The sequence below is a fragment of the Synechococcus sp. CBW1004 genome (genome assembly GCF_015840715.1).
In the GTDB taxonomy this organism is placed as follows: domain Bacteria; phylum Cyanobacteriota; class Cyanobacteriia; order PCC-6307; family Cyanobiaceae; genus Cyanobium.
In genome coordinates this window covers 1,546,941-1,570,519 of sequence record NZ_CP060397.1, presented here as the reverse complement: position 1 = coordinate 1,570,519, position 23,579 = coordinate 1,546,941, and the positions used below count along the sequence as shown (strand labels likewise).

At 69.1% G+C, this 23,579-nt stretch carries 24 protein-coding genes; 8 read left to right on the top strand and 16 right to left on the bottom strand.

Annotated features, from left to right (window positions below; translation table 11 throughout):
• Positions 1–114: 114 nt before the first annotated feature.
• Positions 115–480, bottom strand: coding sequence for a hypothetical protein (locus tag H8F25_RS07630; protein WP_231597255.1), 366 nt, complete (start codon positions 478–480; stop codon positions 115–117).
• Positions 481–525: 45 nt separating this feature from the next.
• The gene (locus H8F25_RS07625) at positions 526–1,308 is read right to left on the bottom strand and encodes a hypothetical protein (protein WP_197212950.1); all 783 of its coding nucleotides are present in this window, start codon (positions 1,306–1,308) and stop codon (positions 526–528) included.
• A gap of 118 nt (positions 1,309–1,426) precedes the next feature.
• Between H8F25_RS07625 and H8F25_RS07620 the strand changes: the two genes are divergently transcribed.
• The gene (locus H8F25_RS07620) at positions 1,427–1,924 is read left to right on the top strand and encodes a cupin domain-containing protein (protein WP_231597254.1); all 498 of its coding nucleotides are present in this window, start codon (positions 1,427–1,429) and stop codon (positions 1,922–1,924) included.
• A 100-nt stretch (positions 1,925–2,024) separates the two neighbouring features.
• Here the strand turns inward: H8F25_RS07620 and tyrS are convergent, their stop codons facing one another.
• Both tyrS and H8F25_RS07610 read right to left on the bottom strand, forming a co-directional pair.
• Positions 2,025–3,299: a tyrosine--tRNA ligase gene (gene tyrS, locus H8F25_RS07615; protein ID WP_197212947.1), complete on the bottom strand. Its 1,275-nt coding sequence runs from the start codon at positions 3,297–3,299 to the stop codon at positions 2,025–2,027.
• An 85-nt stretch (positions 3,300–3,384) separates the two neighbouring features.
• Positions 3,385–3,708 carry a DUF1825 family protein gene (locus tag H8F25_RS07610; RefSeq protein ID WP_197212945.1) on the bottom strand — a complete coding sequence of 108 codons (324 nt, stop codon included), beginning with the start codon at positions 3,706–3,708 and terminating at the stop codon, positions 3,385–3,387.
• 180 nt (positions 3,709–3,888) lie between these two features.
• Here H8F25_RS07610 and H8F25_RS07605 point away from each other — a divergent pair, with 180 nt between their 5' ends.
• The 4 genes from H8F25_RS07605 to H8F25_RS07590 all read left to right on the top strand — a co-directional run bounded on the left by H8F25_RS07605 (position 3,889) and on the right by H8F25_RS07590 (position 7,133).
• The gene (locus tag H8F25_RS07605) at positions 3,889–4,668 is read left to right on the top strand and encodes a hypothetical protein (RefSeq protein WP_197212943.1); all 780 of its coding nucleotides are present in this window, start codon (positions 3,889–3,891) and stop codon (positions 4,666–4,668) included.
• Positions 4,665–5,282 (top strand): GIY-YIG nuclease family protein, encoded by a 618-nt coding sequence (locus tag H8F25_RS07600; RefSeq protein WP_197212941.1) that lies wholly within the window; start codon positions 4,665–4,667, stop codon positions 5,280–5,282. Before H8F25_RS07605 ends, H8F25_RS07600 begins: the two co-directional genes overlap by 4 nt.
• Before the next feature lie 61 nt (positions 5,283–5,343).
• On the top strand, positions 5,344–6,837 hold the full coding sequence (locus H8F25_RS07595) for a leucyl aminopeptidase (RefSeq protein ID WP_197212939.1): 1,494 nt from the start codon (positions 5,344–5,346) through the stop codon (positions 6,835–6,837).
• A gap of 23 nt (positions 6,838–6,860) precedes the next feature.
• Complete coding sequence (locus H8F25_RS07590) at positions 6,861–7,133, top strand: hypothetical protein (RefSeq protein WP_197212937.1); 273 nt, start codon at positions 6,861–6,863, stop codon at positions 7,131–7,133.
• Between the two features lie 20 nt (positions 7,134–7,153).
• Here the strand turns inward: H8F25_RS07590 and H8F25_RS07585 are convergent, their stop codons facing one another.
• The 9 genes from H8F25_RS07585 to H8F25_RS07545 form a co-directional block, all read right to left on the bottom strand.
• On the bottom strand, positions 7,154–7,366 hold the full coding sequence (locus H8F25_RS07585; protein ID WP_197212935.1) for a hypothetical protein: 213 nt from the start codon (positions 7,364–7,366) through the stop codon (positions 7,154–7,156).
• Between the two features lie 261 nt (positions 7,367–7,627).
• Entirely contained in the window at positions 7,628–8,257 is a 630-nt protein-coding gene (gene msrA, locus H8F25_RS07580; protein WP_197212934.1) for a peptide-methionine (S)-S-oxide reductase MsrA, read from the bottom strand.
• Positions 8,258–8,268: 11 nt separating this feature from the next.
• Positions 8,269–9,486, bottom strand: a complete 1,218-nt coding sequence (gene lpxB / locus H8F25_RS07575) for a lipid-A-disaccharide synthase (protein ID WP_197212932.1) — start codon at positions 9,484–9,486, stop codon at positions 8,269–8,271.
• Positions 9,486–10,307: an acyl-ACP--UDP-N-acetylglucosamine O-acyltransferase gene (gene lpxA / locus H8F25_RS07570; protein ID WP_231597253.1), complete on the bottom strand. Its 822-nt coding sequence runs from the start codon at positions 10,305–10,307 to the stop codon at positions 9,486–9,488. Before lpxA ends, lpxB begins: the two co-directional genes overlap by 1 nt.
• A gap of 3 nt (positions 10,308–10,310) precedes the next feature.
• Positions 10,311–10,868: a 3-hydroxyacyl-ACP dehydratase FabZ gene (gene fabZ / locus H8F25_RS07565; protein WP_370525845.1), complete on the bottom strand. Its 558-nt coding sequence runs from the start codon at positions 10,866–10,868 to the stop codon at positions 10,311–10,313.
• On the bottom strand, positions 10,865–11,773 hold the full coding sequence (lpxC, locus tag H8F25_RS07560) for a UDP-3-O-acyl-N-acetylglucosamine deacetylase (protein WP_197212925.1): 909 nt from the start codon (positions 11,771–11,773) through the stop codon (positions 10,865–10,867). Before lpxC ends, fabZ begins: the two co-directional genes overlap by 4 nt.
• A gap of 4 nt (positions 11,774–11,777) precedes the next feature.
• A complete protein-coding gene (locus H8F25_RS07555) occupies positions 11,778–14,315 on the bottom strand; it encodes a BamA/TamA family outer membrane protein (protein ID WP_197212923.1) in 2,538 nt (845 codons plus the stop codon).
• Positions 14,316–14,358: 43 nt separating this feature from the next.
• Positions 14,359–15,114 carry a phosphoribosylaminoimidazolesuccinocarboxamide synthase gene (purC, locus tag H8F25_RS07550; RefSeq protein ID WP_197212921.1) on the bottom strand — a complete coding sequence of 252 codons (756 nt, stop codon included), beginning with the start codon at positions 15,112–15,114 and terminating at the stop codon, positions 14,359–14,361.
• Entirely contained in the window at positions 15,111–16,121 is a 1,011-nt protein-coding gene (locus H8F25_RS07545; RefSeq protein WP_197212920.1) for a hypothetical protein, read from the bottom strand. Before H8F25_RS07545 ends, purC begins: the two co-directional genes overlap by 4 nt.
• 376 nt (positions 16,122–16,497) lie before the next feature.
• Between H8F25_RS07545 and purD the strand changes: the two genes are divergently transcribed.
• On the top strand, positions 16,498–17,826 hold the full coding sequence (gene purD, locus H8F25_RS07540) for a phosphoribosylamine--glycine ligase (protein WP_197212918.1): 1,329 nt from the start codon (positions 16,498–16,500) through the stop codon (positions 17,824–17,826).
• Positions 17,823–19,868, top strand: coding sequence for an ATP-binding protein (locus tag H8F25_RS07535; RefSeq protein WP_197212916.1), 2,046 nt, complete (start codon positions 17,823–17,825; stop codon positions 19,866–19,868). The genes purD and H8F25_RS07535 overlap by 4 nt, the downstream gene beginning before the upstream one ends.
• Before the next feature lie 102 nt (positions 19,869–19,970).
• Here the strand turns inward: H8F25_RS07535 and kaiC are convergent, their stop codons facing one another.
• The 3 genes from kaiC to H8F25_RS07520 form a co-directional block, all read right to left on the bottom strand.
• A complete protein-coding gene (kaiC, locus tag H8F25_RS07530; protein ID WP_231597252.1) occupies positions 19,971–21,512 on the bottom strand; it encodes a circadian clock protein KaiC in 1,542 nt (513 codons plus the stop codon).
• Positions 21,513–21,614: 102 nt separating this feature from the next.
• A complete protein-coding gene (kaiB, locus tag H8F25_RS07525) occupies positions 21,615–22,001 on the bottom strand; it encodes a circadian clock protein KaiB (RefSeq protein ID WP_231597251.1) in 387 nt (128 codons plus the stop codon).
• A 1-nt stretch (position 22,002) separates the two neighbouring features.
• Entirely contained in the window at positions 22,003–22,935 is a 933-nt protein-coding gene (locus H8F25_RS07520) for a circadian clock protein KaiA (RefSeq protein ID WP_197212914.1), read from the bottom strand.
• 205 nt (positions 22,936–23,140) lie between these two features.
• Here H8F25_RS07520 and rplU point away from each other — a divergent pair, with 205 nt between their 5' ends.
• Positions 23,141–23,512: a 50S ribosomal protein L21 gene (rplU, locus tag H8F25_RS07515; protein WP_197212912.1), complete on the top strand. Its 372-nt coding sequence runs from the start codon at positions 23,141–23,143 to the stop codon at positions 23,510–23,512.
• Positions 23,513–23,579: the final 67 nt, after the last annotated feature.

Below are 23,579 nucleotides of genomic sequence, written 5' to 3'. Positions count from 1 at the left end.
CGCCTCCGTCGCTTCCGTTCTCCAGCGTCGCCGACGACGGCAGCTCCGTCCACGGCCGGCCGGCGGGATGGGCCACCGCTCTGCACGGGCGCGGTGGCACGCGGTGAACGGCGCTCAGCGGCGATCCTCGATCCGATCGGCCACCCAGCGGCCGAGTCGGCCGCTGCTGCGCAGCTGGGTGCGCAGGTGCTCCAGCGCCTCCTGTCGGATGGCCTGCCGCTCGGCCTCGCTGGGCACCTGATCCCGGAAGGCGATGCCGGTGCGCTGCATCAACCACCGTCCTAGGGCCCTGGGCTCATCGGGGTCGTGCAGGCTGCGGCAGAGCACCTGCGGGGCACCGATGCGCGCGCCGAGGGAGCGCAGTTCGGTGGCCTGCAGGGAGTACCAGAGATCGCCATCCTCATCACTGCTTTCGCGCAGCTCCAGGGCCCGGGCGGCGAACAGCCGTGTCACCCTGCCCGCGAAGCGCCGCTGCGCCACCAGCTCGCCGCGGTCGAGGCGCCACTCCCGTCGACCCAGGCCCAGCTAGAGCGCGCTCCAGCTCGCGGCTGTGGCGATCAGCGTCAGCATCAGGAGAAGAGGCAGCTGCTCCGGCCGGGGACCGATCTGAGTCAGCAACAGCAGCCAACCTGCATCCACAGGCAGGGCGATCAGAGCCATCGCGAGCCCGCTCCGCCGGCGCATCCGCCGGTTGGGCACGAGCACTGCACAGTCGAAGGAGATCTTCACGCACTCCCACTCCCGGGGGAGGGCGGCCCGCTCCTCGGCAGGAGGGCTGATCGCCTGGCTCTCCAACGCTTCGCTGAGCCGCTCGGCCGCCTGACGGCGCTGCTCAGGGGTTCCCAGCTGGGTGAGCTCCAGCTGACGATCCTCCAGCTGGGCGATCAGGGGGCCGGACCGGTCGCTGCGGCGCTGGGCCAGTCGCACCGCCTGGATCGCGCGGCGGGGCAGCGTCCGCCGCCGCACCCAGGGACCCAGCCGCTGCCGCCACTCCAGGTCCGTGGCCGTCAGCGTCAGCCGGTCCTCCGCCCAGAAGCAGCGCAGCCACTGCCGCAGCGCCAGCACTCCGCCCAGGGTCCAGAAGCTCAGCCAGACCACCAGGAACGCCGCGACCGGCAGCACCGCCACCAGCGCCTGGGGCTGGCCCGGCAGGGGACGCCCCTGCAGCCAGGCCCAGGCACCGCCACCCAGCAGCCCAAGCACGATGATCTCGGCGGCGGCCCAGCCCAGGAGCCACACCGAGAGGAAGGTGGCCTCGATCCAGCGGCCGGCCCCGCTGGGGCGGAAGCGCAGCTCCAGGGAGTCCATCGGCGGGACCGTCGTTCCCCCAGGGTGCGGGAGGGAGCGCCGGAGGCGCAAGGCCGGCGATGCGGCGATCCGGCTGGTGACGTCCCCGGGCCGCCGGTGGCCAGACTCCGCCCCAGCGTTGCCGGCGTCCTGGTTGCCGGCAGGATGCCAGGAGATTGCCCTGCCCCGCATGCTGCCTCGCCTGTTGAGACCCGAGGATCTGCACGGGTTCCGCTTCAGTGAGGGCGATCACTGCCGCCTGGCACTGCTGTCGTCGCCCCGCGATGCAGATCGGCGCGATGATGTCGGCCCCGCCTCCACGCCGCTCACCATCTTCGTGGAGGTTCATGACCCCATGGAGCAGGTGCCTCTGCATGCCCATCACAACGCTGCCGAGCTCTATTTCGTGCTGCGTGGACAGGTGATCTTTCACGTGGGTGATCGCACGATCACAGCCTGCGGGGGCGATTTTGTGGTGGTGCCGGAGGATGCCATCCACGATCTGCAGAATCCAGGTCCGGGGCGCCTCTATCTGCTCACGGTGCTGAGCCGGGATGCGGGCTTCTCGGAGATGCTTGAGCGTGGTATTCCGGCACCGCTGGATGACGAAGATCTGGAGGTGTTGCGCAGTCTCTGATGTCCGCCCGCCATCGCTCATCCTGAGGAGCCGTTTCGTTGCGCAACACAAGTCAGGGAGGCCAGAATCGCCTGCCCTCCTTCGCACACAAGCGTGGGTCTCAGCCAGCCACGAGCCGCCGGAAGGTCTTCTTCCCGAGCTGCAGCACCTTGCCATCGAGCTCGGCGGCGGTGGCGAACTCCTGACTGGGGTCCAGCAGTTTCTCGCCATCCAGCTTCACGCCGCCGCCCTGGATCTGGCGGCGCGCCTCGCTGCTGCTGGCGCAGATCTTGACGGCGCTCAGCAGGTAGAAGGCCTTCGCCGGGAAGTTCACCCCCGCCAGGGAGGCTTCCGGCACCTCGGCCTCGGCGCTGCCGCTGGCGCCCGCCACCAGGGTCGCCGCATCGGCCTGGGCCTGACGGGCGGCCGCCTCGCCGTGGCGCTGACGGGTGATCTCCAGGGCCATCGCCTTCTGGCGCTCGCGCGGATTCGCAGGGAGGGCCGCCAGATCGAGATCGGTGAGCAGGGTGAGGTAGTCGTCCACCACCGCATCGGGCACCTTCTCGAGCTTCGAATACATCGAGAGCGGGTCTTCGCTCAGGCCCACGGTGTTGGCGAGACTCTTGCTCATCTTCTGCACGCCGTCGAGGCCGGGCAGGATCGGCAGCAGCATCCCGAACTGGGGGCGCTGGCCGAAATGGCGCTGCAGGTCGCGGCCCATCGCCACGTTGAACTTCTGATCGGTGCCGCCGAGCTCCACGTCCGCCTGCACCTGCACCGAGTCGTAGCCCTGCAGCAGTGGGTAGAGGAACTCGTGCAGAGAGATCGGCGTGCCGGAGCCGTAGCGGTTGGCGAAGTCCTCCTTGGCCAGCATCTGGCCCACCGTGCTGGTGCCGAGCAGGTCGATCACCTGGGGCAGATCCAGTCCCGCCAGCCATTCGCTGTTGCGGCGCACCTCCAGCCGCCCCGGCGTCTCGAAGTCGAGCAGGGCCCGCTCCGGCGCCTGCCCCAGCCCCAGCTGCACCAGATAGGTCTCGGCGTGGGCCTCCACCTCGGCGGCGCTCAGCTGCACGCGGGTGGCGCTCTTGCCGGTGGGGTCGCCGATGCGGGCGGTGAAGTCGCCGATGATCAGCACGGCGGTGTGCCCCGCGTCCTGGAAGGCGCGCAGGCGCCGGAACAGAATCGAATGCCCCAGATGGATGTCGGAGCCGGTGGGGTCGATGCCCAGCTTCACCCGCAGCGGCCGGACCTGATCGGCGGCCTCCACCAGGCGGGCCGCCAGCTGCTGATCGGGATCGGCGGGTCCGCTGCCGGCAGGGAAGAGATCGGCCAGGCCGCGGCTCAGCCAGGCGGGCAGCTCGGGGCAGGGGGATGCGGAGCTGGGCTGCTCAACCATGGGGGCGCCGAGGCCTCAGGGGCGGGATGCCGGATCGTACGCAGCGGTGATGGGCGGAGGCTCCCGACCGGCCCGGTGTGGGTCGTCAGGCGGTCTTCTCGAGTTCGCCCTTCATCCGATCCAGGGTGCGCTGCATCTGCTCGAACATCGTCTCGGGCGTCAGGCCGAACTGTCCGAGCTGGGTGCGCAGCTGCTCGACCGTGAGCTTGGCCTGGAAATCGTCGGAGAGTTCGAAGCGCTTCATGAACACCCGATAGCGATCCATCATCGCCTCCATGCGTTCGATATAGAGCTTCTTGCCCTCGCGATCGAACTTGCCGTAGTCGCTGCCCAGCTTCATCAGGTTCTGGTAGTCGCCGAACAGGCTTCGGGCCTCGTCCTGGACGATCTCGGAGTCGAAGAAGGCCATGGCGCAGCAGCGGCAGGCGGCGTACGACGACGATTCTGAGCCGCCCGCCGGCTCTTTCGCGGGTGCGGATCCCACGGCCTCCCGGCTGCGAGGCAGGTTGCCGCTGGCTGCCGGGCCGGCTCCCCGCGGTCGCGACCGCCGCTAGGTTCCGTGGCGTCCTGCGCACGCTCCGGATCGGCGATGGCTCAGCGGCACTGGTTGGATCCGCTGGCCCGCCAGCTGCTGATCGCCACCGGGCAGTTGCCCCGCCCTCAGCGCCCGGTGTCCGGGCCGGAGCAGGCTTCTGAGCAGGATGGGGCTGCCACTCCCGCCCTCCGGCACGGCTGGTGGCAGAGCGGCAGGGTCGCCCCTGCGGCGGCGGCCGCTGATCCCCTGGCTGCGGAAGGGGAGCAGCAGGAGGCGATCGAGCGTGAGCTGCTGGCCCTGCAGCTGGCCCAGCAGCCCGGCCGGCGTCTGAATAGTGCCGAGGAGGTGGCGCGTGCCGCCGCCCTGGGCTGGCGTCTGGATGTCAACCGCGCCATGGCCGCCGACTGGCTGCGTCTGCCGGGCTGCAGCCCGGATCAGGCGGATCTGCTGCAGCGCCTGCAGGCCGGCGGGGTGCAGCTGAGCGGTCCTGAGGATCTGCAACGGGTGCTGCAGATCGATCCGCAGCGGCTGCGCGGCTGGCTTCCGCTTCTGGAGTTCCGCTGGTACGGCTCACCGCCCGCCGCGGCTCCGGCGCCGGTGGCGGTCAATGGCGCTCCGGCCGAGCAGCTGCGCCGCCTCCAGGGGCTGGGAGAGGCCCAGCTGGCTCGGTTGCTCCAGGAGAGGATCCGCCGGCCGTTCCGTGATCTGGCCGATCTGCAGCAGCGGCTGGCACTGCCGGCCGCCGTGATCGAAAGCTGGATCGGCAGGGTGAGCTTCGACCCGCCGCCGCCGGGGCCGCGCCTGCCGCGGGCGGCCCGCCGCCCGGGCCGATGACGAAGCTCTCCCAGCGCCAGGGCGAGCTGTTCGGCTCGGGCGGTGACCTCAGCGGCCTCTCCGGGCCGTCACCGCCGCCGCCGCCGCTGCTGCGCGGTCAGCTGCTCGCGTGGCAGGAGCGGCTCCGGAGTCATCAGGGGCCCCTCTTCCGCGGCCAGGCCGCCGGCGCGGCCCAGGCCAGCCTGTTTTCCGCAACGGAGCCGCAGGATCCGCTCCAGCGAGCCGTCTCCCTCGACCCGCTGTCGCTGCAGCCCCAGAGCCTCTCCTTCTGGCGCTGGCCGGAGGCTCCCCACCGCGGTGCCGCCATCTATCTCGTCATCGATCGCTCCGCTCCGGATGCCGATCCTCTGCTGCTCTATGTGGGCGAGACCGGCCGGGCCGACCGCCGCTGGAAGGGCGACCACGACTGCAAGCGCTACCTGGCGGCCTATGGCGAGGCCCTGCGCAAGGCCTCCCTGCCGATGGCCCTGAGCATCCGCTTCTGGTGTGATGTGCCGCTGGCCATCGGGCAGCGCCGCGCCCTGGAGCAGGCGCTGATCCGCCGCTGGTGGCCGCCGTTCAACAAGGAGACGCGTGAGCGCTGGGCAACGCCGTTCACGGCTGACCCCGACTGAGGCAAGCCTCCGGGACAGGGCGAAGGGGATGGCTACGATCGCCCCTTCCTGAACCGGGCTGATGGAATTCCGCTGCGTGCCGTCCACCGGAGACGATCTGCTGGCCGGCTGGAGTGGCGATGGGCTGGCCATCGGTCTGTTCAGCGACGAGGAGCATCCCGGTCGGCGCCAGCTGCGCGAGCGCTTCGGTTCCGCCCTCGATGCCCACCTTGAGCAGCGGCGCTTCCAGGCCAGGCCGGGTGATCTGGTCACGATCGAACGGCTCGATCAGAGTCCGTCGCTGCTGATCCTGGTGGGGCTGGGTGAAGCTGCTGATTTCCATCTGAGTGCCCTGCGGCAGGCCTGCGGTCAGGTGGCCAGGCGCGCCTCCCAGCTCGGCGTGAAGCAGCTGGGACTGCGCATGCCGGTGGAGGGTTTCGGTGGCGCCGCGGCGGCAGCGGCCATGGCCGAGGCCACCCGGCTCTCCCTCTACGCCGATCAGCGCTTCAAGAGCGAGCCCGAACCGCAGCGGCTGCCCGAGGACATCGCCCTGCTGGGCCTTGGCGAGGACGGCTGGGAGGGGCTGCTCCATCACGACGCGCTCTGCTGTGGCGTCGAGCTGGCCCGCCAGCTGGTGGCCGCTCCCCCCAACATCGCCACCCCCCAGGCCCTCGCCGATGTGGCGGCGGCGATTGCCCAGGGCTTCGATCTGGAGCTCAAGGTGCTCGAGCGTGACGAGTGCGAGGCGCTGGGCATGGGGGCCTATCTGGGAGTGGCCCAGGGTTCCGACCTGCCGCCCAGGTTCATCCATCTCACCTACCGGCCCTCCGGTGAGGTGAAGCGTCGGGTGGTGCTCGTCGGCAAGGGGCTCACCTTCGATTCCGGCGGCTACAACCTCAAGACCGCCGGCTCCCAGATCGAGATGATGAAGTACGACATGGGTGGCAGCGCGGCGGTGCTGGGGGCTGCCCGCGCTATCGGCCAGCGGCGCCCCGAGGGCGTCGAGGTGCACGTGATCGTCGCCAGCTGCGAGAACATGATCAGCGGCGGGGCGATCCATCCCGGTGACATCCTCACCGCCTCCAACGGCACCACGATCGAGATCAACAACACCGATGCCGAGGGGCGCCTCACCCTTGCCGACGCGTTGGTCTACGCCTCGAAGCTCGAGCCCGACGCCATCGTCGATCTCGCCACCCTCACCGGTGCCTGCGTGATCGCGCTGGGTGAGGAGATCGCCGGTCTGTGGGCCAACAGCGACCTGCTGGCCGATGGCCTGCTCAGCGGTGCCCGACTCGGCGGCGAGAGCCTCTGGCGCATGCCGCTGCAGGCCTCCTACAAGAGTGGTCTCAAGAGCACCCTGGCCGATCTCAAGAACACCGGCCCCCGCCCGGGTGGTTCGATCACCGCCGCCCTGTTCCTCCAGGACTTCGTCGCGAAGGGCATCGCCTGGGCCCACATCGACATCGCCGGCACCGTCTGGGCGGACAAGGAGCGGGGTCAGCACCCTGCCGGCGCCACGGGTTTCGGCGTGGCCACGCTGGTCAACTGGATCGTCGATGGCGCCGCCGCCTAGGTTGGTCCCCTGCCCGGAGCGCCATGGCTGTTCCCAAGATCCGCTGGTATGTGAAGGCACAGCTGGGGGTCCTGCTGCTGCCTGCAGGCCTCTGTCTGTTCGGTGAGGCGGTGATCCGCAAGGGCCTGCAGCAGTGGGCGAGCCTGGCGGCCGCCCAGGGAGGGAGTGGGGGGGCTCCCCAGGCGGGGCCCTGGTTCTGGTACGGCACCCTGGGGCTCGTTCTGATCAATGCCGGTGTGGGACTGATGATCGAGAGCGGGCTGTTGCGCGGCTACCCGCGCCAGCCGAAGCTCTGAGGGCACGATCTGTCGATTGTTCAGGCTGCCAGCGCCGCAGGCCGATCGCTGCGTTGCTCCGTTTCCTCGCTGCGGCCAGCGTCGGCAGGCGATTCGAGCTCGTGGATCCACCAGCGCGCCCGCTCCCGGTTGGGGCCGAGCAGGGTGTCAAGATCAGCCGCCGCGTGGGCTGGACTGTCGTAGGGACCGATGTGACGCGTCTGGAGACCGTCCCGGATGGTCAGCAGATACATACACGCACAGGGCTCTGGCAGAGTCCAGGTTAGGACCTTCAGACGGAATTGCCCACCCGAGCCCCTCCCGTGTGGTTGTGGTGCTTCGGTTCGGTTGGGGTGTCGCCTTCCCGGGGGGCGTGTGCCTGCGTCGGGAGGGCTCCTTCCAGGCTGTCCTGGGAGCAGGGCGCCGGGGATGCCGGTTGCCAGCCGCCCTCACGTGGAGACTGGCCTGGATCCGGTCCGCTCGAGGCGACATCACCGCGCCTGAGCGTTGTCTCGTCAGACCTTGCCTTTCCAGGGCTGGTCGCTGCGGGCGCGCGCGCCCCACACCTGATCGAGGCGGCGGTCGCGGCCGCAGGCGAAGCGGTAGTAGCGGTACTTGAGCGCGTTTCGCTCGGCGTAGTCCTGGTGGTACGTCTCCGCCGGCCAGAAGCGGTTCAGAGGCTTGATCGCCACCTTCAGAGCCGAGACGGGCCGTCCCAGCTCCCGGGCGGCCGCCACGGCGCTGTTGCGGGCCTCCACCATCTGCTGGGCATTGGCGGTGAAGATCACCGGCCGGTAGGAGTCTCCCTTGTCGCAGAACTGGCCGCGGCCATCGAAGGGATCGATGTTGCGCCAATAGGCGCGCAGCAGAGTGGCGTAGCGGATCTTCTCGGTGTCGAAGCGCACCCGCACCGCCTCCTGATGGCCCGTGCCGCCGGCGGACACCTGGCGGTAGCTGGGCCGCTCGAGGCTGCCGCCGCTGTAGCCGCTGACCACGTCCAGGACCCCCGGCAGCTCCTCCAGGTCGTGCTCCAGGCACCAGAAACAGCCGCCCGCCAGGACAGCCTCCTCGGTGGCGGCCAGGGCTTGCGGGGCCGGTCCGAACAGGAGGAGCAGCAGGCTGAGCAGCAGGGCGAAGCAGCGCATGGTGTTGGGAGTCAGGAGACCGCCAGGGGAGCGGCCGCGTTGCCACAGGCCATCTGCAGCTGGTCGAGAATGGCGCAGGCCGCCCGTCGCGTGACGCCCGGCTCACCGAGCCGCTGGCGCAGGCGCGTGTAACCCTCCCGCTGGATGGCCGCGGCGGTGCTCCCCGGTTGCAGCAGGGGCTCCAGGGCCGCCACGATCGCTTCGGCCTGGAAGTCGTCCTGCAGCAGTTCCGGCACCAGACGTTCGTGCAGGATCAGGTTCACCGGTGAGATGTGATCGACGGCGAAGCGCAGCAGGTGGCGCGCCACCAGGGCCGTGACACGGCTGACGCGGTAGCCGGCCACCTGCGGCACCCCGCGCAGGGCCAGCTGCAGGTTGGCGGTGCCCGACTTGGTGAGGGCGGCATCGGCGGCGGCGCAGAGCAGAGGCCAGCGCGCGTCGGCCTGATCGGCGGGGATCACCCGCAGTCGCACCCCCGCTTCGGCGCCGGCGGACTCCAGCCGCTCCCGGAAGCCGGGCTGGGCGGCGGGCAGCAGCACCTCCAGGGCCGGAAGCGTCCGCTGGAGCCGCGCCACGGCCTCGAGCATCGGCGGCAGCAGATAGCGCAGCTCCTGCGTGCGCGAGGCCGGCAACAGCAGCAGCACCGGGACGTCAGGATCGAGCCCCAGCTCCCGGCGCGCCCCGGCCCGGTCGGGCAGATCGGCGAGTGTGTCGAGCAGAGGGTGCCCCACCCAGGTGACGGCAGCACCGCGGGAGCCGTAGAAGCGGGCCTCCTCCGGGAAGATGGCCAGGATCAGATCGGTGAAGCCGATCAGGCGGGTGGTGCCGCCCTCACCCAGGCGCCAGGCCCACTCCTGCGGGGCGATGTAATAGAGGATCGGCAGCTGCGGGAAGCGCCGGCGAAGCCGCAGGCCCAGGTTGACGTTGGCGCCCATGTAGTCGATCAGGACCGCACCATCCGGAGGATGGAGGTCCAGCCAGCGGCGCAGCCGGCGCTGCAGCCGCAGGGTGGGCAGCACCAGCGGCAGGGCCTCCCAGAGCCCGATCGCTCCCATCCCCAGCGTGTCGGCCAGCAGCGTGGCTCCGGCCTGACGCATCCGCTCGCCGCCGAGGGCGACCACCTCCAGCTCCAGGCCGCGGCTGCGGGCCTCGGCGAACAGGGCCTGGATCAGCAGGGAACCCTGGAGATCCCCGGAGACCTCGCCGGTGCTGATCAGCAGGCGCACCATCAGCGCCCGGCCGGCAGCGGACCGCGCCGGCCGGGCGCCAGGGAGGCCTCCAGGAAGGCCACCAGCTCTTCGGCGGCATCGAGCAGGGGCTGGCGGCGAGCCTGCTGCAGAGCTGCGGCCAGCACCAGATCGCTCCGGTAAAGCAACGACCAGATCTCCTGCAGCTGGCGCAGCTGGGCGCCGCCGTCCCGCTCCGCCAGGCCGCTGCGGCGCAGGCCGATGCGGTTCAGGCCACGAACCCGCCCGGGGTGCCCTTCCACCATCAGGAACGGCGGCACATCCCGGTCGATGCGGCTCATGCCGCCCACCATCGCCAGGGTGCCGATCTGCACGAACTGGTGGATGCCCAGCACACCGCCGATCACGGCCCGATCGCCGATCACCACATGGCCGGCCACCGCGACGCCGTTGGCGATCACGATGCGATCCCCCAGATGGCAGTTGTGACCGATGTGGCTGTAGGCCATCAGCAGGTTGCCGCTGCCGAGGCTCGTCTGTTCCCCGTCATGGGTGGCGCGGTTGATCGTGACGCACTCCCGGATGGTGTTCTCATCGCCGAGGATCACCTCGGTGGGGGCACCGCTGTACTTGAGATCCTGGGGCTCCAGGCCGATGCAGGCACCCGGAAAGATGCGGTTCCCTCGTCCCATGCGCACGCGGCCGTCAATCACCACATGGGGGCCGATGCGACTGCCTTCGCCGATCTCCACCTCCGGACCGATGACGGCGTAGGGGCCGATCTGCACGCCATCGGCGAGGCGCGCCTGGGGATCGACCACCGCGGTGGGGTGGATCGTGGGAGCCATGGCTGCGGAGGTCATGGCTCAGTCCACCAGGGAGAACATCAGCGTGCCGGAGCACACCAGCTCACCTGCCACGGTGGCCTCGGCCTGCACCTTGCCGAAGCGCCTGCGTTTGAGGCTGAGCAGTTCGCAGCGGATGCGCAGCTGATCTCCGGGCACCACAGGCCGGCGGAAGCGCACGCCGTCGATGCCGGCGAACACGAACAGCCCCTTGGGCAGATCCGGCATCTGGGTGACGATCAGGCCGCCGACCTGGGCCATCGCCTCGACGATCAGCACGCCGGGCATCAGGGGCCTTCCGGGGAAATGCCCCTGGAAATGAGGCTCATTGAAGGTGACGTTCTTGATCGCCACGGCCATGCGGCCGGGCTCATGGGCCACCACCCGATCCACCAGCGCGAAGGGATAGCGATGGGGTAGCAGGTTGAGGATCTGTTCGCAGGCCAGGACGGCCGGTTCGACGCTGGCCCCGCTGCCGAAGGCGGCTGCCGGAGCCTCCGCCGCGACGGTGGTGGTGGCCTGGGCGGCCCCGGATTCGGGCGCGGGGGATCCGGTGGAGGAGAGGGTGGTGGCGGTCAAGGGCGGCGGACGGATGCTGAAGGAGTGGTGGCGGCGGACGTGTTGGTGGACAGGGGGGCAGCAGCTCCGGTCTGTCGCTGGAGGGCAGTTGCCAGGGCCGTGTGCAGGCCGTGGGAACCGCGATAGGCAAAGACCTGAGCCTGAGGCAGGCCCACCAATGCCAGATCTCCGATCAGGTCCAAGAGCTTATGGCGCACCGGTTCGTCCTCAAAACGCAGCGGTGGGTTGAGCCAGCGGTCGCCATCGCAGACGAGGGCGTTCTCGAGGGCGCCGCCGCGGATGAGTCCGGCGGCCAGCAGGGCCTCCACCTGATCGCGGAAGCCGAAGGTGCGCGCCGGGGCGATCTCCCGCACGAAGCGCTCCGGGGTGAGCTCCAGGGAGTGAAGCTGACGACCGATGGCGGCCTGGGGAAATTCGATCGCGGCGCCCAGCTGAAGGGTTTCACCGGCCATCGCCATCACGAAGCTCTGGCCGTGGCGCAGGGTGATCGGCTCACCGTGCAGGACCGGCATGGGACGGGGCCCGATCTCGTCCAGGCCGGCTTCGGCGATGGCTTCCACCCAGGGCAGGGCTGAGCCGTCGAGCAGGGGAATCTCGCTGCCCTCCACCCAGATCTCGGCCTGGCTGACGCCGCTGCCCGCCAGGGCCGCCAGCAGGTGCTCCACGGTCGCCAGCCGGCGTTCGGCCAGTTGCAGGGCGGTGCACAGACGTGTCTCGCTCACCTGGCCGGGTTCCAGCCGCTGCAGGGGCAGCGCGGGATCGTCTAGCCAGCCCACCCAGTACCCCGATCTGGCGCCGGGCCGCAGGCTGACGCGGGCGGAAGCACCGCTGTGCAGCCCCACGCCGCTGCGTTCCACGGTGCCCGACAGGGTCCAGGCGCGGCTGTAGTCGCTCGGCCAGCGCATCGGCTCAGAACTTCCAGCCGACGCCGAGGTTGAAGCGCCAGTTGCCGGTGAAGTCCTGGCTGGCCACTTCAAGCCGCAGCGGCCCCACAGGGGTGGTGACGATCAGACCGGTGCCCACCGAGAAGCCCTGGCCGGGCTTGAGCAACAGGCCGCCAGGGTTGCCGGGCACGTTGGCCTGGCTGCCGAAGGTGGTGCCGCCGTCGATGAACAGCTCGCCGCTGATGATGCTGAAGATCGGGAAGCGGTATTCGATCGTCGCTTCGCCGAAGCTGCGGCCCACCCCGAGATCGCAGTCGTAGTAGCCGCGCACCGAGTTGCCGCCCCCCAGGCAGAAGGCCTCGTAGGGCGGAAGCTGGCCGACATTGGCCCCCGCCGACACCTGGAAGGCCAGCGCCTGTTTGCAGTCGGCGGTCTCGCCGGGTTTGGGGCGACAGCCCTTGTACAACTTCAGCCAGTTGACCGGAATGTAGTGGGTGTAACTGGCCCGCATCCGGTTGAAGGTGGGCGAATCGGGGCCCACCGAGAAGAATTGCTCGGTGCCAACGCTGAGGAAGTTGCCCTGCGTGGGGTTGCGGGGGTCATTGAGGTTGTTCATCGTGGCCGCGACGCGAACCCCGAACAACTGGTTATTGGTGGCGCAGTTGTAGGCGAGGCAGATCACGGAATTGATCGGGACCTCAGAGCCACTGAAGTTGAAGTTGTTGCTGGCGATGCCGAAGGGATTGGAACGTCCGGAGAAATCCATCGGTGTCACCTGCTGGCCGCTGAGGCCGACGATGACGCTCCAGGGCACGCGCTTGTAGGGGTTGCCGCCGTTGAGAGGCCGGACGAATTGAAGGTTGCCTCCCACCCGTTGGATCACCACGGAGTTGCCGTTGTAGTCAAACCAGCTGAGGCTGCTGTTGGCATTTTGAGCCTCCTGCACCGATCCGAAGACTTTGCCCTCAGGGTTGTTGAGCGCGTTGATGTTGTAGGCGACACTCGTGCCTGGTGCTTCGTAGAAATTGGTGGCCGTCAGAATGCTGCCGTTGTCCTGGCTCTGGAAAATCTGCGGCACATCACGGCTGATGAACGCCTTGAGCCGGAAGGCCGTGCGGAACGGGTCTCCCTTGATCCAGGGATCGGTGAAGGTGATGTCCGCCAGGGCCCCGAACTGGCCGTAGGTGAAGCTGGTGGCCAGGTCCCAGGCCCGTCCGAGCAGGTTGCTGTCCTGCACCTGGATCTGACCGAACACACCCTGGCTCTGGCTGTAGCCGAGGCCCCCGGACAGAGAGCCGGTTGACTGCTCGACGACCCCCAGCACGATCGTCACCTCGCCGGGGTTGTCGGCCACCGGGCGCAGGGTCACCTTCACATCGGCGAACAGCCCGGTGCCGTAGAGCCGCTTGAGATCCTCCTCGAGGTTGCGGCGGTTGAACACCTGTCCGGGCTTGATCGAGATCTCGCGACTGATCACCCAGGGCTTGGTCTTGCCTCTGATCGGCTGGCCCTTGTCGTTGGTGGTGGAGCCTTCCTTGTTGACGAACTGCACCTCGACGCCGGCCACGGTTCCCTGCCGGACGACCAGTTGCACGTTGCCGTCGGGGCTGATGCGTCCCGGTCCAGTCACCCGGGCGAGGGAGTAGCCCTGATCCGCATACCACTTCTGCAGCTCCTGCATGCGGGTCTGCAGGGTGTTGAGGTTGAGCGTCTTGCCCAGATCCGGGGCGAAGGTGTCGTCCACCACCTGCTTCGGCACCTCGGCGTCGGCGGGATCGAGGCTGATCGAGGTCAGCACGGGGTTGGGCACCACCTGGACTTTCAGGCGGACCCCGAGGGGGCTGTCCTCCGGCTCGATGCGCACATCGGCGAACCAGCCGGTGGCATAGACCGCCGCCAGGTCGTTGCGCAGCTGGCTGCGGGTGATCTCGCTGCCGGGGGTGACGCTCATGGCGGCGTAGGCCGCGATTTCCAGCCGTTCCTTCTCGGGATGGCCATCGAGGCCTTCGATCACCACCTCGCTGATCAGCACCTTCGGCTCCTGGGCCGCCTGCGGCTCCAGCGACGGGGAGGGAGAGGGCTGAGCGGGAGTCGGCGCCGGGGTGGGGGTTGCCTCCGGCGCATCGCCGGCAGGGCTCAGGGGATCGCCGGCTGGACTCTGCGGATCGGTGGGGGGAGCGGCTTCAGGGGCTGCCTGGGCGAGATCGCCGATGGAGGTGGAGCTGCTGGCGGTGACGTTTGAGGTGCCGTCCCCGGGGAGTGCCGCCAGAAGCGCCTGAGCATCGGGGTCCGCCGTGGGCATGGCGAAGGCTGACGCTGATGGGGCCGATTCCGACGGGAGGGGCGGCAGGGCGGTCAGCTCAGGCCAGCTGAGGCCGGTGGTCGATCGCGGCGCCACCGGACCGGCGGCCAGCGCGATGGCGTCGCGACCGGGTGGGGGGGAGTCCTGCGCCCGCGCGGGAGGAACCAGCAGGGTCAGGGCTCCCAGCGGCAGGGCTCCGGCCAGGAAGGGCAGGGCAAGGTTGGAGGCGTTGTATGACCTGCGCGAACCAGGGCCAACCATGGGAATCGTCGGTGGAGCGGCCGCGCCGCAAGGTGCGCCGACCTTACCCGTAGACCCGGGGCGGCGGGCAGACCCCTTGGACCCGTTTGAGGACCTCCCCGTAGGCCTCGATGACGCCTCCGAGGTCCTGGCGGAAGCGGTCCTTGTCCAGGATCCGCTCCTGCTGATCCGCCGTGGCCCGGTCCCACAGGCGGCAGGTGTCGGGGCTGATCTCGTCGGCCAGCAGGATGCGCCCCTCGGCATCGAAGCCGAGTTCGATCTTGAAATCCACCAGCTCAAGCCCCACCGCGGCGAACAGCTCGCGCAGTTCTCGGTTCACCGTCAGGGCCAGATCGCGCATGGTGGCCAGCTGCTCGGCGCTCACCAGCTCGAGGCGCTCCAGCCTCGCTTCGCTCAGCAGCGGATCCCCCAGGGCGTCGTCCTTGTAATAGAGGTCGATCAGGGGCGGATCGAGGGGCGTGCCGGCTTCGAGCGGCAGCTGGCGACAGAGCGAGCCGGCGGCGATGTTGCGCACCACCACCTCCACCGGGATCACCCGCACCGGTCGGACCACCATCCAGAGCTCGTCGAGCACGCCCAGGAAATGGGTGGGCACGCCCCGGCCGGCCAGATGCTCGAACAGCAGGGCTGAGATGCGGCAGTTGAGCGCTCCCTTGCCGGGCAGGCTTGCCTTCTTGAGGGCGTTGAAGGCCGTGGCGTCGTCCTTGTATTCCACCGCCGCCACGTCGGGGCGGTCGGTGGCGTGGACCCGTTTCGCCTTGCCCTCATGGAGCAGCGCGCCGATGGAAAGAGCGGTCATGGCTGGGAAGGAACGGGGAGGCCGGATGAGGGGAGGGGCGCTGGTCCCGGGGTCGGGGCGGTAGCGGGAGGTGCGCCGGTGCGCGCGTTCCCCGATCGGCCGGGACGGCCGGAATACAGAGGTGGCAGCGGCGCCGGTGCCGGCAGGCCTTCGGCATGTCCCCCCGGGCTGCGGGGCGAGCGCAGCTGCCCTCGGAGCGCCTGGCGCCGTTCGGCGCTGGCCGGGTCGGCGGCATCCCGCAGGGCGCCCCATTCGCCGTAGGCGTCATCGAGGCGGCGGCTGAGGCGGAGACGCCGTTCCGCCGTGCGGGCCGCCGTTTCGGGGCTGGACGGCAGCGAGGCCTGCGCAGCGAGCAGTTCGCCCACCAGGCCCCAGGAGCCTGCCGCCGCCGCCTGCTCGAGTGCCCGCTCGAACAGCGGCTCACGCTGCTCAGGCGGCAGGCCGGCCAGCAGGCGCGCAGCCTGGGCCAGCCGCTCCGCCGCGGGGGCGTCCTTGTTGCGGGAGAGCAGCAGCAGGCCGGCCGCCTCGGAGGTCTGGCCGGCCGATTCGAGATGGGAGGCGAGCACCTCCAGGGCTGAGCGAGTGGCCCAGCTGCCGTCGGTTCGCTGCTGGAGAGGCAGCAGCAGGGTCTCCAGCCGTGCGGGGCGTTCCGCTGCCAGGCGCTCCAGGGCGAGGGCCGCCCGGCGGTGATCCAGGGCGGCGTTGGCTGCCCGCCACTGCAGGGTCAGCCACTGCACCCGTTCGGCGCCGCGGGCCGGTCCGATGCGATCGAGCACGGTCAGGGCGCCGTCGGGCATGCGGCAGCTGAGCATCACCTCGGCGTTGGCGAGCACCACCGCCAGCGGCTGCGGAGCCGGATGGATCGTCAGCAGGCGCTCCCGGAGCTGCCGCAGTCGGATGTCATCGCCGGCATCGACGAGTTGGCGGCAGAGCACATTGAGTCGGTCCAGGCCGGCTGTGCGCAGCAGCTCCTGGAATTCCGGTTCGCTGATGAGCGGGGGAGGCACGGCGCCAGAAGCGTCCGGAGTCAGGCTGCCAGGCTCCTGAGGCCCCGCAGGGGTTGGCGGTTGAGCAGGACCCTCGGCTGACCGGGAGGGGCTGATCGCCGGTGCGGATGACGCGGTCAGGGCCGCGCCGGAGGGTTGCCGCTCGGCAGCCGGCGCGACAGTCCCGGCGGCCGGCAGAAGCCAGGTGGCCAGGAAGGTGGCTCCAAGCGGCAGGAGGGCCCGCGAAGACCTGCGCCGTGCCGGCGGCATCGCGACGTTCGAGCCGGTCACGGACAATGGCAGGGTTGACGGCACGTCGCTCAACTTACCGGCGGTGCCGTCGCCGGGGCTGCAGCCGTTGCCGTCCCCCGCTGTCCGCGCCGCCTCTGACCCGCCCATGAACGCCTCCCCCTCCCCTGCCTCCGGCCCGGCGCGGATCCTGGTGGTCGGAGGTGGCGGCCGCGAGAATGCGCTCGCCTGGGCTCTGGCCCGCTGCCCGGGTGTGGAGCGGGTGTGGATCGCGCCCGGCAACGGCGGCAGCACGGCCATCCCCGGGGCCGAACGGCTGCCCCTGGCGGAGAGCGATGCGGAGGGGCTGACAGAGGCCTGTGCGCGTCTCGCCATCGAGCTGGTTGTGATCGGACCCGAGGCCCCTCTGGCCGCCGGTCTGGCCGACGCGCTGCGGGCGGCCGGTCTGCCGGTGTTCGGTCCGGGTCGCGACGGTGCCCGCCTGGAGGCGAGCAAGAGCTGGGCCAAGCAGCTGATGCGCGAGGCCGGTGTCCCCACCGCCGAGCACTGGAGCGCCTCCAGCGAGGAGCAGGCCCTGACGGCCCTGGAGGCCCATGGCAGGCCGCTGGTGGTGAAGGCCGATGGCCTGGCGGCGGGCAAGGGGGTGACCGTCGCGGAGACGATGGAGGAGGCCCGGGCCGCGATCACCGAGGTGTTCGCCGGCCGCTTCGGCGAGGCCGGTGCCTCGCTGGTGCTGGAGGAGATGCTCAGCGGTCCGGAGGTCTCGGTGTTCGCCCTGTGCGACGGCCGCCAGCTGGTGCTGCTGCCGCCGGCCCAGGACCACAAGCGCATCGGGGAGGGGGACACCGGACCCAACACCGGTGGCATGGGTGCCTATGCGCCGGCGCCGCTGCTCGATGCCGAGGGGCTGGAGCAGGCACGTCGGCTTGTGCTGGAGCCCACCCTCCAGGCCCTGCAGTCGCGGGGCATCGACTACCGCGGCGTCATCTACGCCGGTCTGATGCTCACCGAGTCGGGCCTGAAGGTGATCGAGTTCAACTGCCGCTTCGGTGATCCGGAGTGCGAGACGCTGATGCCCCTGCTCGGGCCGGAGCTGGCGCAGGTGCTGCTGGCCTGCGCCCGCGGACGCCTGGGCGATGCCCCGCCGCTGACGACCCTGCCGGGCTGCAGCGCCTGCGTGATCGCCGCCGCCGAGGGCTATCCCCTCAGCGCCCGCAGCGGCGACGCGATCGAGATCGACCTGGAGTCCGGCGACGACCGGCAGCTGTTCCATGCCGGCACCCGTCTGGATGAGGAGGGCGTCTGCCGCACCGCCGGTGGCAGGGTGCTGGCGATGGTGGCTCAGGCGCCGGATTTCGACACCGCCTTCGAGCGGGCCTATGAGGGGCTGGCGCAGGTGCGCTTCGAGGGGATCACCTACCGCCGTGACATCGGCCACCAGGTGCGCCGCCGTCCTGCGCCGGGGATGCGGCCATGAGTGCCGCCACCGCCCCCTGGCTGGACTGGCGCCGGCGCCTGGCGCGCTGGTGGGCCGAGTTCAGCCTGCAGACCAAACTGCTGGCGGTGGCCACCCTGGTGGTGAGCCTGCTGATGACCGGCATCACGTTCGTCGCCCTCAGCGGCATCCAGCGGGATGTGCAGCAGAGCGACACCCGTTACGCCCGCGATCTGGGTCTGCTGCTGTCGGCCAACGTGACGCCCCTGGTGGCTCAGGGGGACGACCGTGAGCTTGCGGCGGTGGCGGAGCGTTTCTGGCGTTCCAGCCGCAGCCTCCGCTACATCGTGTTCGCCGACGCCGAGGGGGTGATCTATCTCGGCATTCCGATGGGCCAGGGGGGGAGCGGCAATGGTGGAGAGGAGCTGCTCAGCCGCCGTCTGGAGTTGCCGGCCGACCTGCAGCGGCGGCCCGACAACCCGCTGATCCGCAAGCACCTGACGCCCGACGGCCAGGTCACCGATGTCTTCGTGCCGCTGCTCAGCGGCGACCGCTATCTCGGAGTGGTGGCGCTGGGCGTCAACCCGAATGAGACGGTGCTGGCCAGTGCCGCCCTCAGCCGTGAGGTGACCGTGGCGGTGTTCATCTCGATCTGGGTGCTTGTGATCCTGGGCTCGGTGTTCAATGCCCTCACGATCACCCGGCCGGTGAAGGAACTGCTGCGGGGGGTGCGCCAGATCGCCGGCGGTGACTTCGGGACCCGCATCGCTCTGCCGGTGGGGGGTGAGCTCGGCGAGCTCCTGGAGGGGTTCAACACCATGGCCGATCGGCTGGAGGCCTACGACGAGGCGAACATCGAGGAGCTGCAGGCGGCTCAGGTGAAGCAGCAGACCCTGATCGCCACGATGGCCGACGGGGCGGTGCTGCTCGATGCCGACGGCTGCATCGTGCTGGTGAACCCCACCGCCCGGCGGCTGTTCCGCTGGGAGGGGCGCAATCTGGAGGGAACCCCCCTGGCCGATCAGTTGCCGGAGGCCCTCAGCGAGGAGCTCCAGCCCGTTCTCCAGACCCTGCTCAGCGGCGAGCGCGATGGCAGTGATGTGCGCTGCAGCTGCGGTGAGCCTCCTCGCACCCTGCGCATCGTCCTCCAGTCGGTGCGTGACGCCAGCGGAGAGACGCTCAAGGGCATCGCCGTGACCGTGCAGGACCTGACGCGCGAGGTGGAGCTGAATGCCGCCCAGAGCCGCTTCATCAGCAACGTCTCGCATGAGCTGCGCACGCCGCTGTTCAACATCAAGAGCTATGTGGAGACCCTCCACGATCTGGGCGACCAGCTCAGCGAGGCGGAGAAGCGGGAGTTCCTCGGCATCGCGAACGCCGAGACCGATCGACTGACCCGCCTGGTGAACGACGTGCTCGATCTCTCCCGGCTGGAGAGTGACCGGATCTGGACGATGGAGCCCCTGGATCTGCGGCCGGCGATGGAGCAGACCCTGCGCACCTACCGCCTCAACGCGGAGGACAAGGGAGTGCAGCTGCACCTCGACGTCGAGGAACAGCTGCCTCAGGTGCGCGGCAACTGGGATCTGCTGCTGCAGGTCTTCGACAACCTCGTGGGCAACGCCCTGAAGTTCTCCGGCCGGGGCAGTCAGCTGGTGCTGCGCGCCTACCCGTGGCCCGACATCTGTCAGCTGGATCCCGGCACCTGCCCCAATGACGAGAACCCCACCTGTTCTCTCACGGCGCCGCTGCCCCGTCTGCGGGTGGAGATCGCCGACACCGGCTGCGGCATTTCCGAGGCGGATCAGGAACGCATCTTCGAGCGCTTTTACCGCGTCGAGAATGCGGTCCACACGGAAGTGGGCACCGGCCTTGGGCTCTCGATCGTGCGCGGCATCCTCGAGAAGCACGGCACCACGGCCCGGATGGCCAGCGAACCGGGGGTGGGCACCACCTTCTGGTTCGATCTGCCGCTGGAGCAGGCCGACGAGGACGAGCTGCGGCTGGCTGATGAGCGCTGGCAGGCGGAACAACGCAGTCGCTCCGCTCAGGTCAGCTCAGCCGATCTGCTGACGATCGGCTGAGCTGACCGCCCGTTCGGGCCGGTCCGCCGGAGCGCCGCTCGACTCCCTGGGGCTGCCAGGCGGTACCCCCCTGGAAGCACCCGGCTTCAGCCTGTCCCCGCCTCAGAGGTTCTCTTCGCTGCTGACGCCGCGCACGATGCGGGCCAGATCGCTGCGTTCGTCGCTGATGCGATGAGGCACGCCGCTGATGATGCGCTCGAAATTCGAGAAGGAGTCCTTGATCTCAGGGCCGTTGCCGGTGATCACGAACTCGCGGATGCCCTTGTCGTGCCAGGAGCCGCGCATCTTGAACACGTTCAGGGCGCGGGCCATCTCGCCGCGGATTTCCACGTACTGCAGCAGCAGGATGGTGTCGGTGATGGTGGAGATGTGCGAATCGGTGATCGAGTGGCTGCCCATGAACTCCTCGGAGGTGTTCGTGAAGAAGCCGGCAATCTCCTCCTGTTTGGCATAGCCCGTAACGCCGATCACGAACTGTCGGAAGGCGTTGTGACTCACTCCCCGCGCCAGGGCCGAGAGCGAGTCGATGGCCATGCGTGAGGGCTTGAACTGGCTGATCTCGGTCTTGATGATCTGCAGGTGATCTTCGAGGCCGGTCGATTCCGGATAGGCGCAGATGATCTTGAGCAGGCCGTCCTGCTCCATCTGCTCGAAATCGATGCCCCAGCTCGTGGCATTGCGCAGCAGCTGGGCACGTGATTCCTCGTAGGCGAACAGAATCGCCCGTTCCTTGTTACGGCAGGCATCCTCCACAAACTTCGACACCAGCAGCGTCTTGCCGGTGCCGGTGGCACCGGTGGCCAGGATGATCGAATCCTTGAAGAAGCCGCCGCCGCACATGGCGTCCAGGCGCGGCACGCCGGAGCTGAGCCGGACGTTCGACGAACGCTGGGTGAGGCGCATGGCGCCCAGCGGGAAGATGCTGACGCCATGGGCCCCCATCGTGAACGGGAATTCCCCCTTCATGTGGGTGGTGCCGCGCAGCTTGAGGATTTCCACCGTGCGCCGGCGCCGCTCGCCCTCGAGAACATTGCGCAGGATCACGACGTTGTCGGAGACGAACTCCTCGACGCCGTAACGGGCGATCGGGCCGTATTCATCGATGCGCTCGGTTGTCATCACCGTGGTGACGCCGATCTCCTTGAGCCTGGCGATCAGGCGGAAGATCTCGCGGCGCACGACTGAGACCGCGTCGTATTGCTGAAAGACAGCCGTGATCGAATCGATCGCCACCCGGCGAGCCTTGTACTTGCGGATGGCGTAGTTAATGCGCTCGATCAGGCCTGACAGATCAAAGCTGCCGGCCACATCCTGGCCTTCTGGGTCCGGTGAGGCATCGAGGATGAACAGCTTGTCCTGCTCCACCATTTCCTGAAGATTCCAGCCGAAGCTGGCGGCGTTGCGCAGGATGTCGAGCGGCGACTCCTCGAAGGTGACGAAGATCCCCGGTTCGTTGAAGTCGCGGATGCCGTTGTAGAGAAAATTCAGCGAAAACACCGTCTTGCCGGTTCCGGAGGTGCCGCTGATCAGGGTCGAGCGGGCGATCGGCAGGCCGCCGTGCAGGATGTCGTCGAAGCCCTCCATCCCGGTCGGGAGCTTCTGCACCTGCATCGGTGCGCTGCTGCTGAGCCTGGAGTCCTGCATCGAAGGGGTGGGCGGGGGAAACGGGGAAGGGAAAGGATCGTGGGAAGGCTCGCGGGAAGGCTCGCGGGGCATGGGGTGCAGAGACCAGCCTCTGCAGACGGTTCAGGAACCTGAGCTGTCACCTGTCGGGTCGTTGCCGGCGCCCGCGTCTGTCGCGTCGAAGTCCTCGTCCTGCTCGTTGAATTCGAAGCCCTCCTCGCTCAGTTCGCCGTAGAGCAGGTCGAGGCCGATCAGCACCCGTTCGCGGTCGGAGAGGTCGCCGATGATCCGCCGCACCGGCGGCGGCAGGATCTTGGCCAGGGTCGGGGTGGCCAGGATCTTGTCCTCCTCGGCGAGCTGGGGATTCTTGAGAACATCGATCACCTTGAGGGCGTAGACACCCCGGAATTCGGTTTCGAGGATGTTGCGCAGGGTCTTGAGCGCCCGCATCGAATTGGGCGTGTTGCCGGCCACGTAGAGCTTGAGGATGTAGGTCTTGCGGTAGGCCATCTCAGGTGTCCTTGGGCGTCGATCGGGTGACTGGGCTGGAGTGGATGGGAGGGGCGGGGTGCGTGATCGAGAGGTTCGTGGTCGCCGGCGAACGTGCAGGTGGACTGTCGCCTGGACTGATGGGAGGGTCAGGTGGGATCGAACGGCGGTACATCTCACAGAGATGCGCCATCACATCGATCAGGGCGAGGCGGTAGTCCTGCAGGAACTCGATCCTGTGGCCCTCCAGTTTCAGCTGGCTGGAAAAGTCGTCAATCAGGTTCACATGGATTTCGACGATTCTGGTGACCTGCAGGTCGATGAAGAAGGCTGTGTTGACGAAGCTCTCCAGCGCCTGGTTCGCCGCAGCCGGATCGCGGAAATAGCTCAGCAGCAGATCGCGATAGGTGCGGGTCAGCGACCGCACCAGATCGTCCCGCTCAGCGGGAACGAGGTTGCGCAGAAAGCGGGACGGGTCCCGCTTGTAGTACACCCCCAGGTAGCCGAGGCGGCCCTGCAGGCGGTTGGCCAGCTTCCAGCGGTCGGCGACCTCCGGGTCGCCGGACGCCCCCGGGGTGCCGCTCCCCTGCAGGCCGCGGCGCAGGAAGCGGGAGAGCGCCGCATCGAAGCTGTAGCTGAGCTGCTCCAGCTGGTCCGGCGGCAGATGCACCTCGGCGTCGTGGTACTCCGTGCGGCCTGTGACCTCACCGATCACCACCGCCGGCAGCAGCAGACCCCGTTCCTGAAGACCGGCGTAGACCTCCTGGGCCAGGGCGCCCTGCTCGAGCAGCACGGCGTCGAAGTCCTCGCGGCGGCCGTCGAGGGCCGCCACCGGATCCTGATCCGGAGCGATCGGCACGAGCAGATAGCGGCCTCCCCGCAGCCATTGACCACAGGCCTCCGTCAGGCGTGGATCCTGGATCAGGCTGGCGATCTGGAGGACCGGTTCGGGCATCGAGCCTGGCTGGTGGGGGGGACCCCGGGACTGGCTGAATGTTGACGGAAGTGAGGCTGCGCGTGCAAAGTCTTTGTTTGTCTTTCGATTGCCGCGCGCCAGGCGCAATGGCTGTTCGGGTTTGCCGAAACGCTCCAGGCGGGTGCCCTGCCTGGAGCCGACACCGCAACTCTCCGAGCGCCAGCCTGGCCGTGCCCCAGCGCCTATGACCGCCTCTCCCGCCACCAGCGCCGACACCGCTGCCGGCCCCTACGCCATCGTTGCCGCCTCCGGCCAGCAGTTCTGGCTGCAGCCCAATCGCTATGTCGATCTCGACCGGCTGGATGCCGAGGAGGGTGAAACCGTCACCCTCGACTCGGTTCTGCTGGTGAAGGATTCCAAGGGCACCACCCTTGGCCAGCCCTTCGTTCAAGGCGCCACCGTCGAGCTGAAGGTGATGGCTCACCGCCGCGGTCCCAAGCTGATCGTGTACAAGATGCGCCCCAAGAAAAAGACGCGCCGCAAGAACGGTCATCGCCAGGAGCTCACCCGGGTGATGGTCCAGTCGATCCAGCTGAACGGCAAGGCCGTTTCCTGAATCCACCCCTGAGCATCGGCAGACTGCCGTCATCAGGGCCATTCCGCCGGGCGCCCTCTGGAAGCAT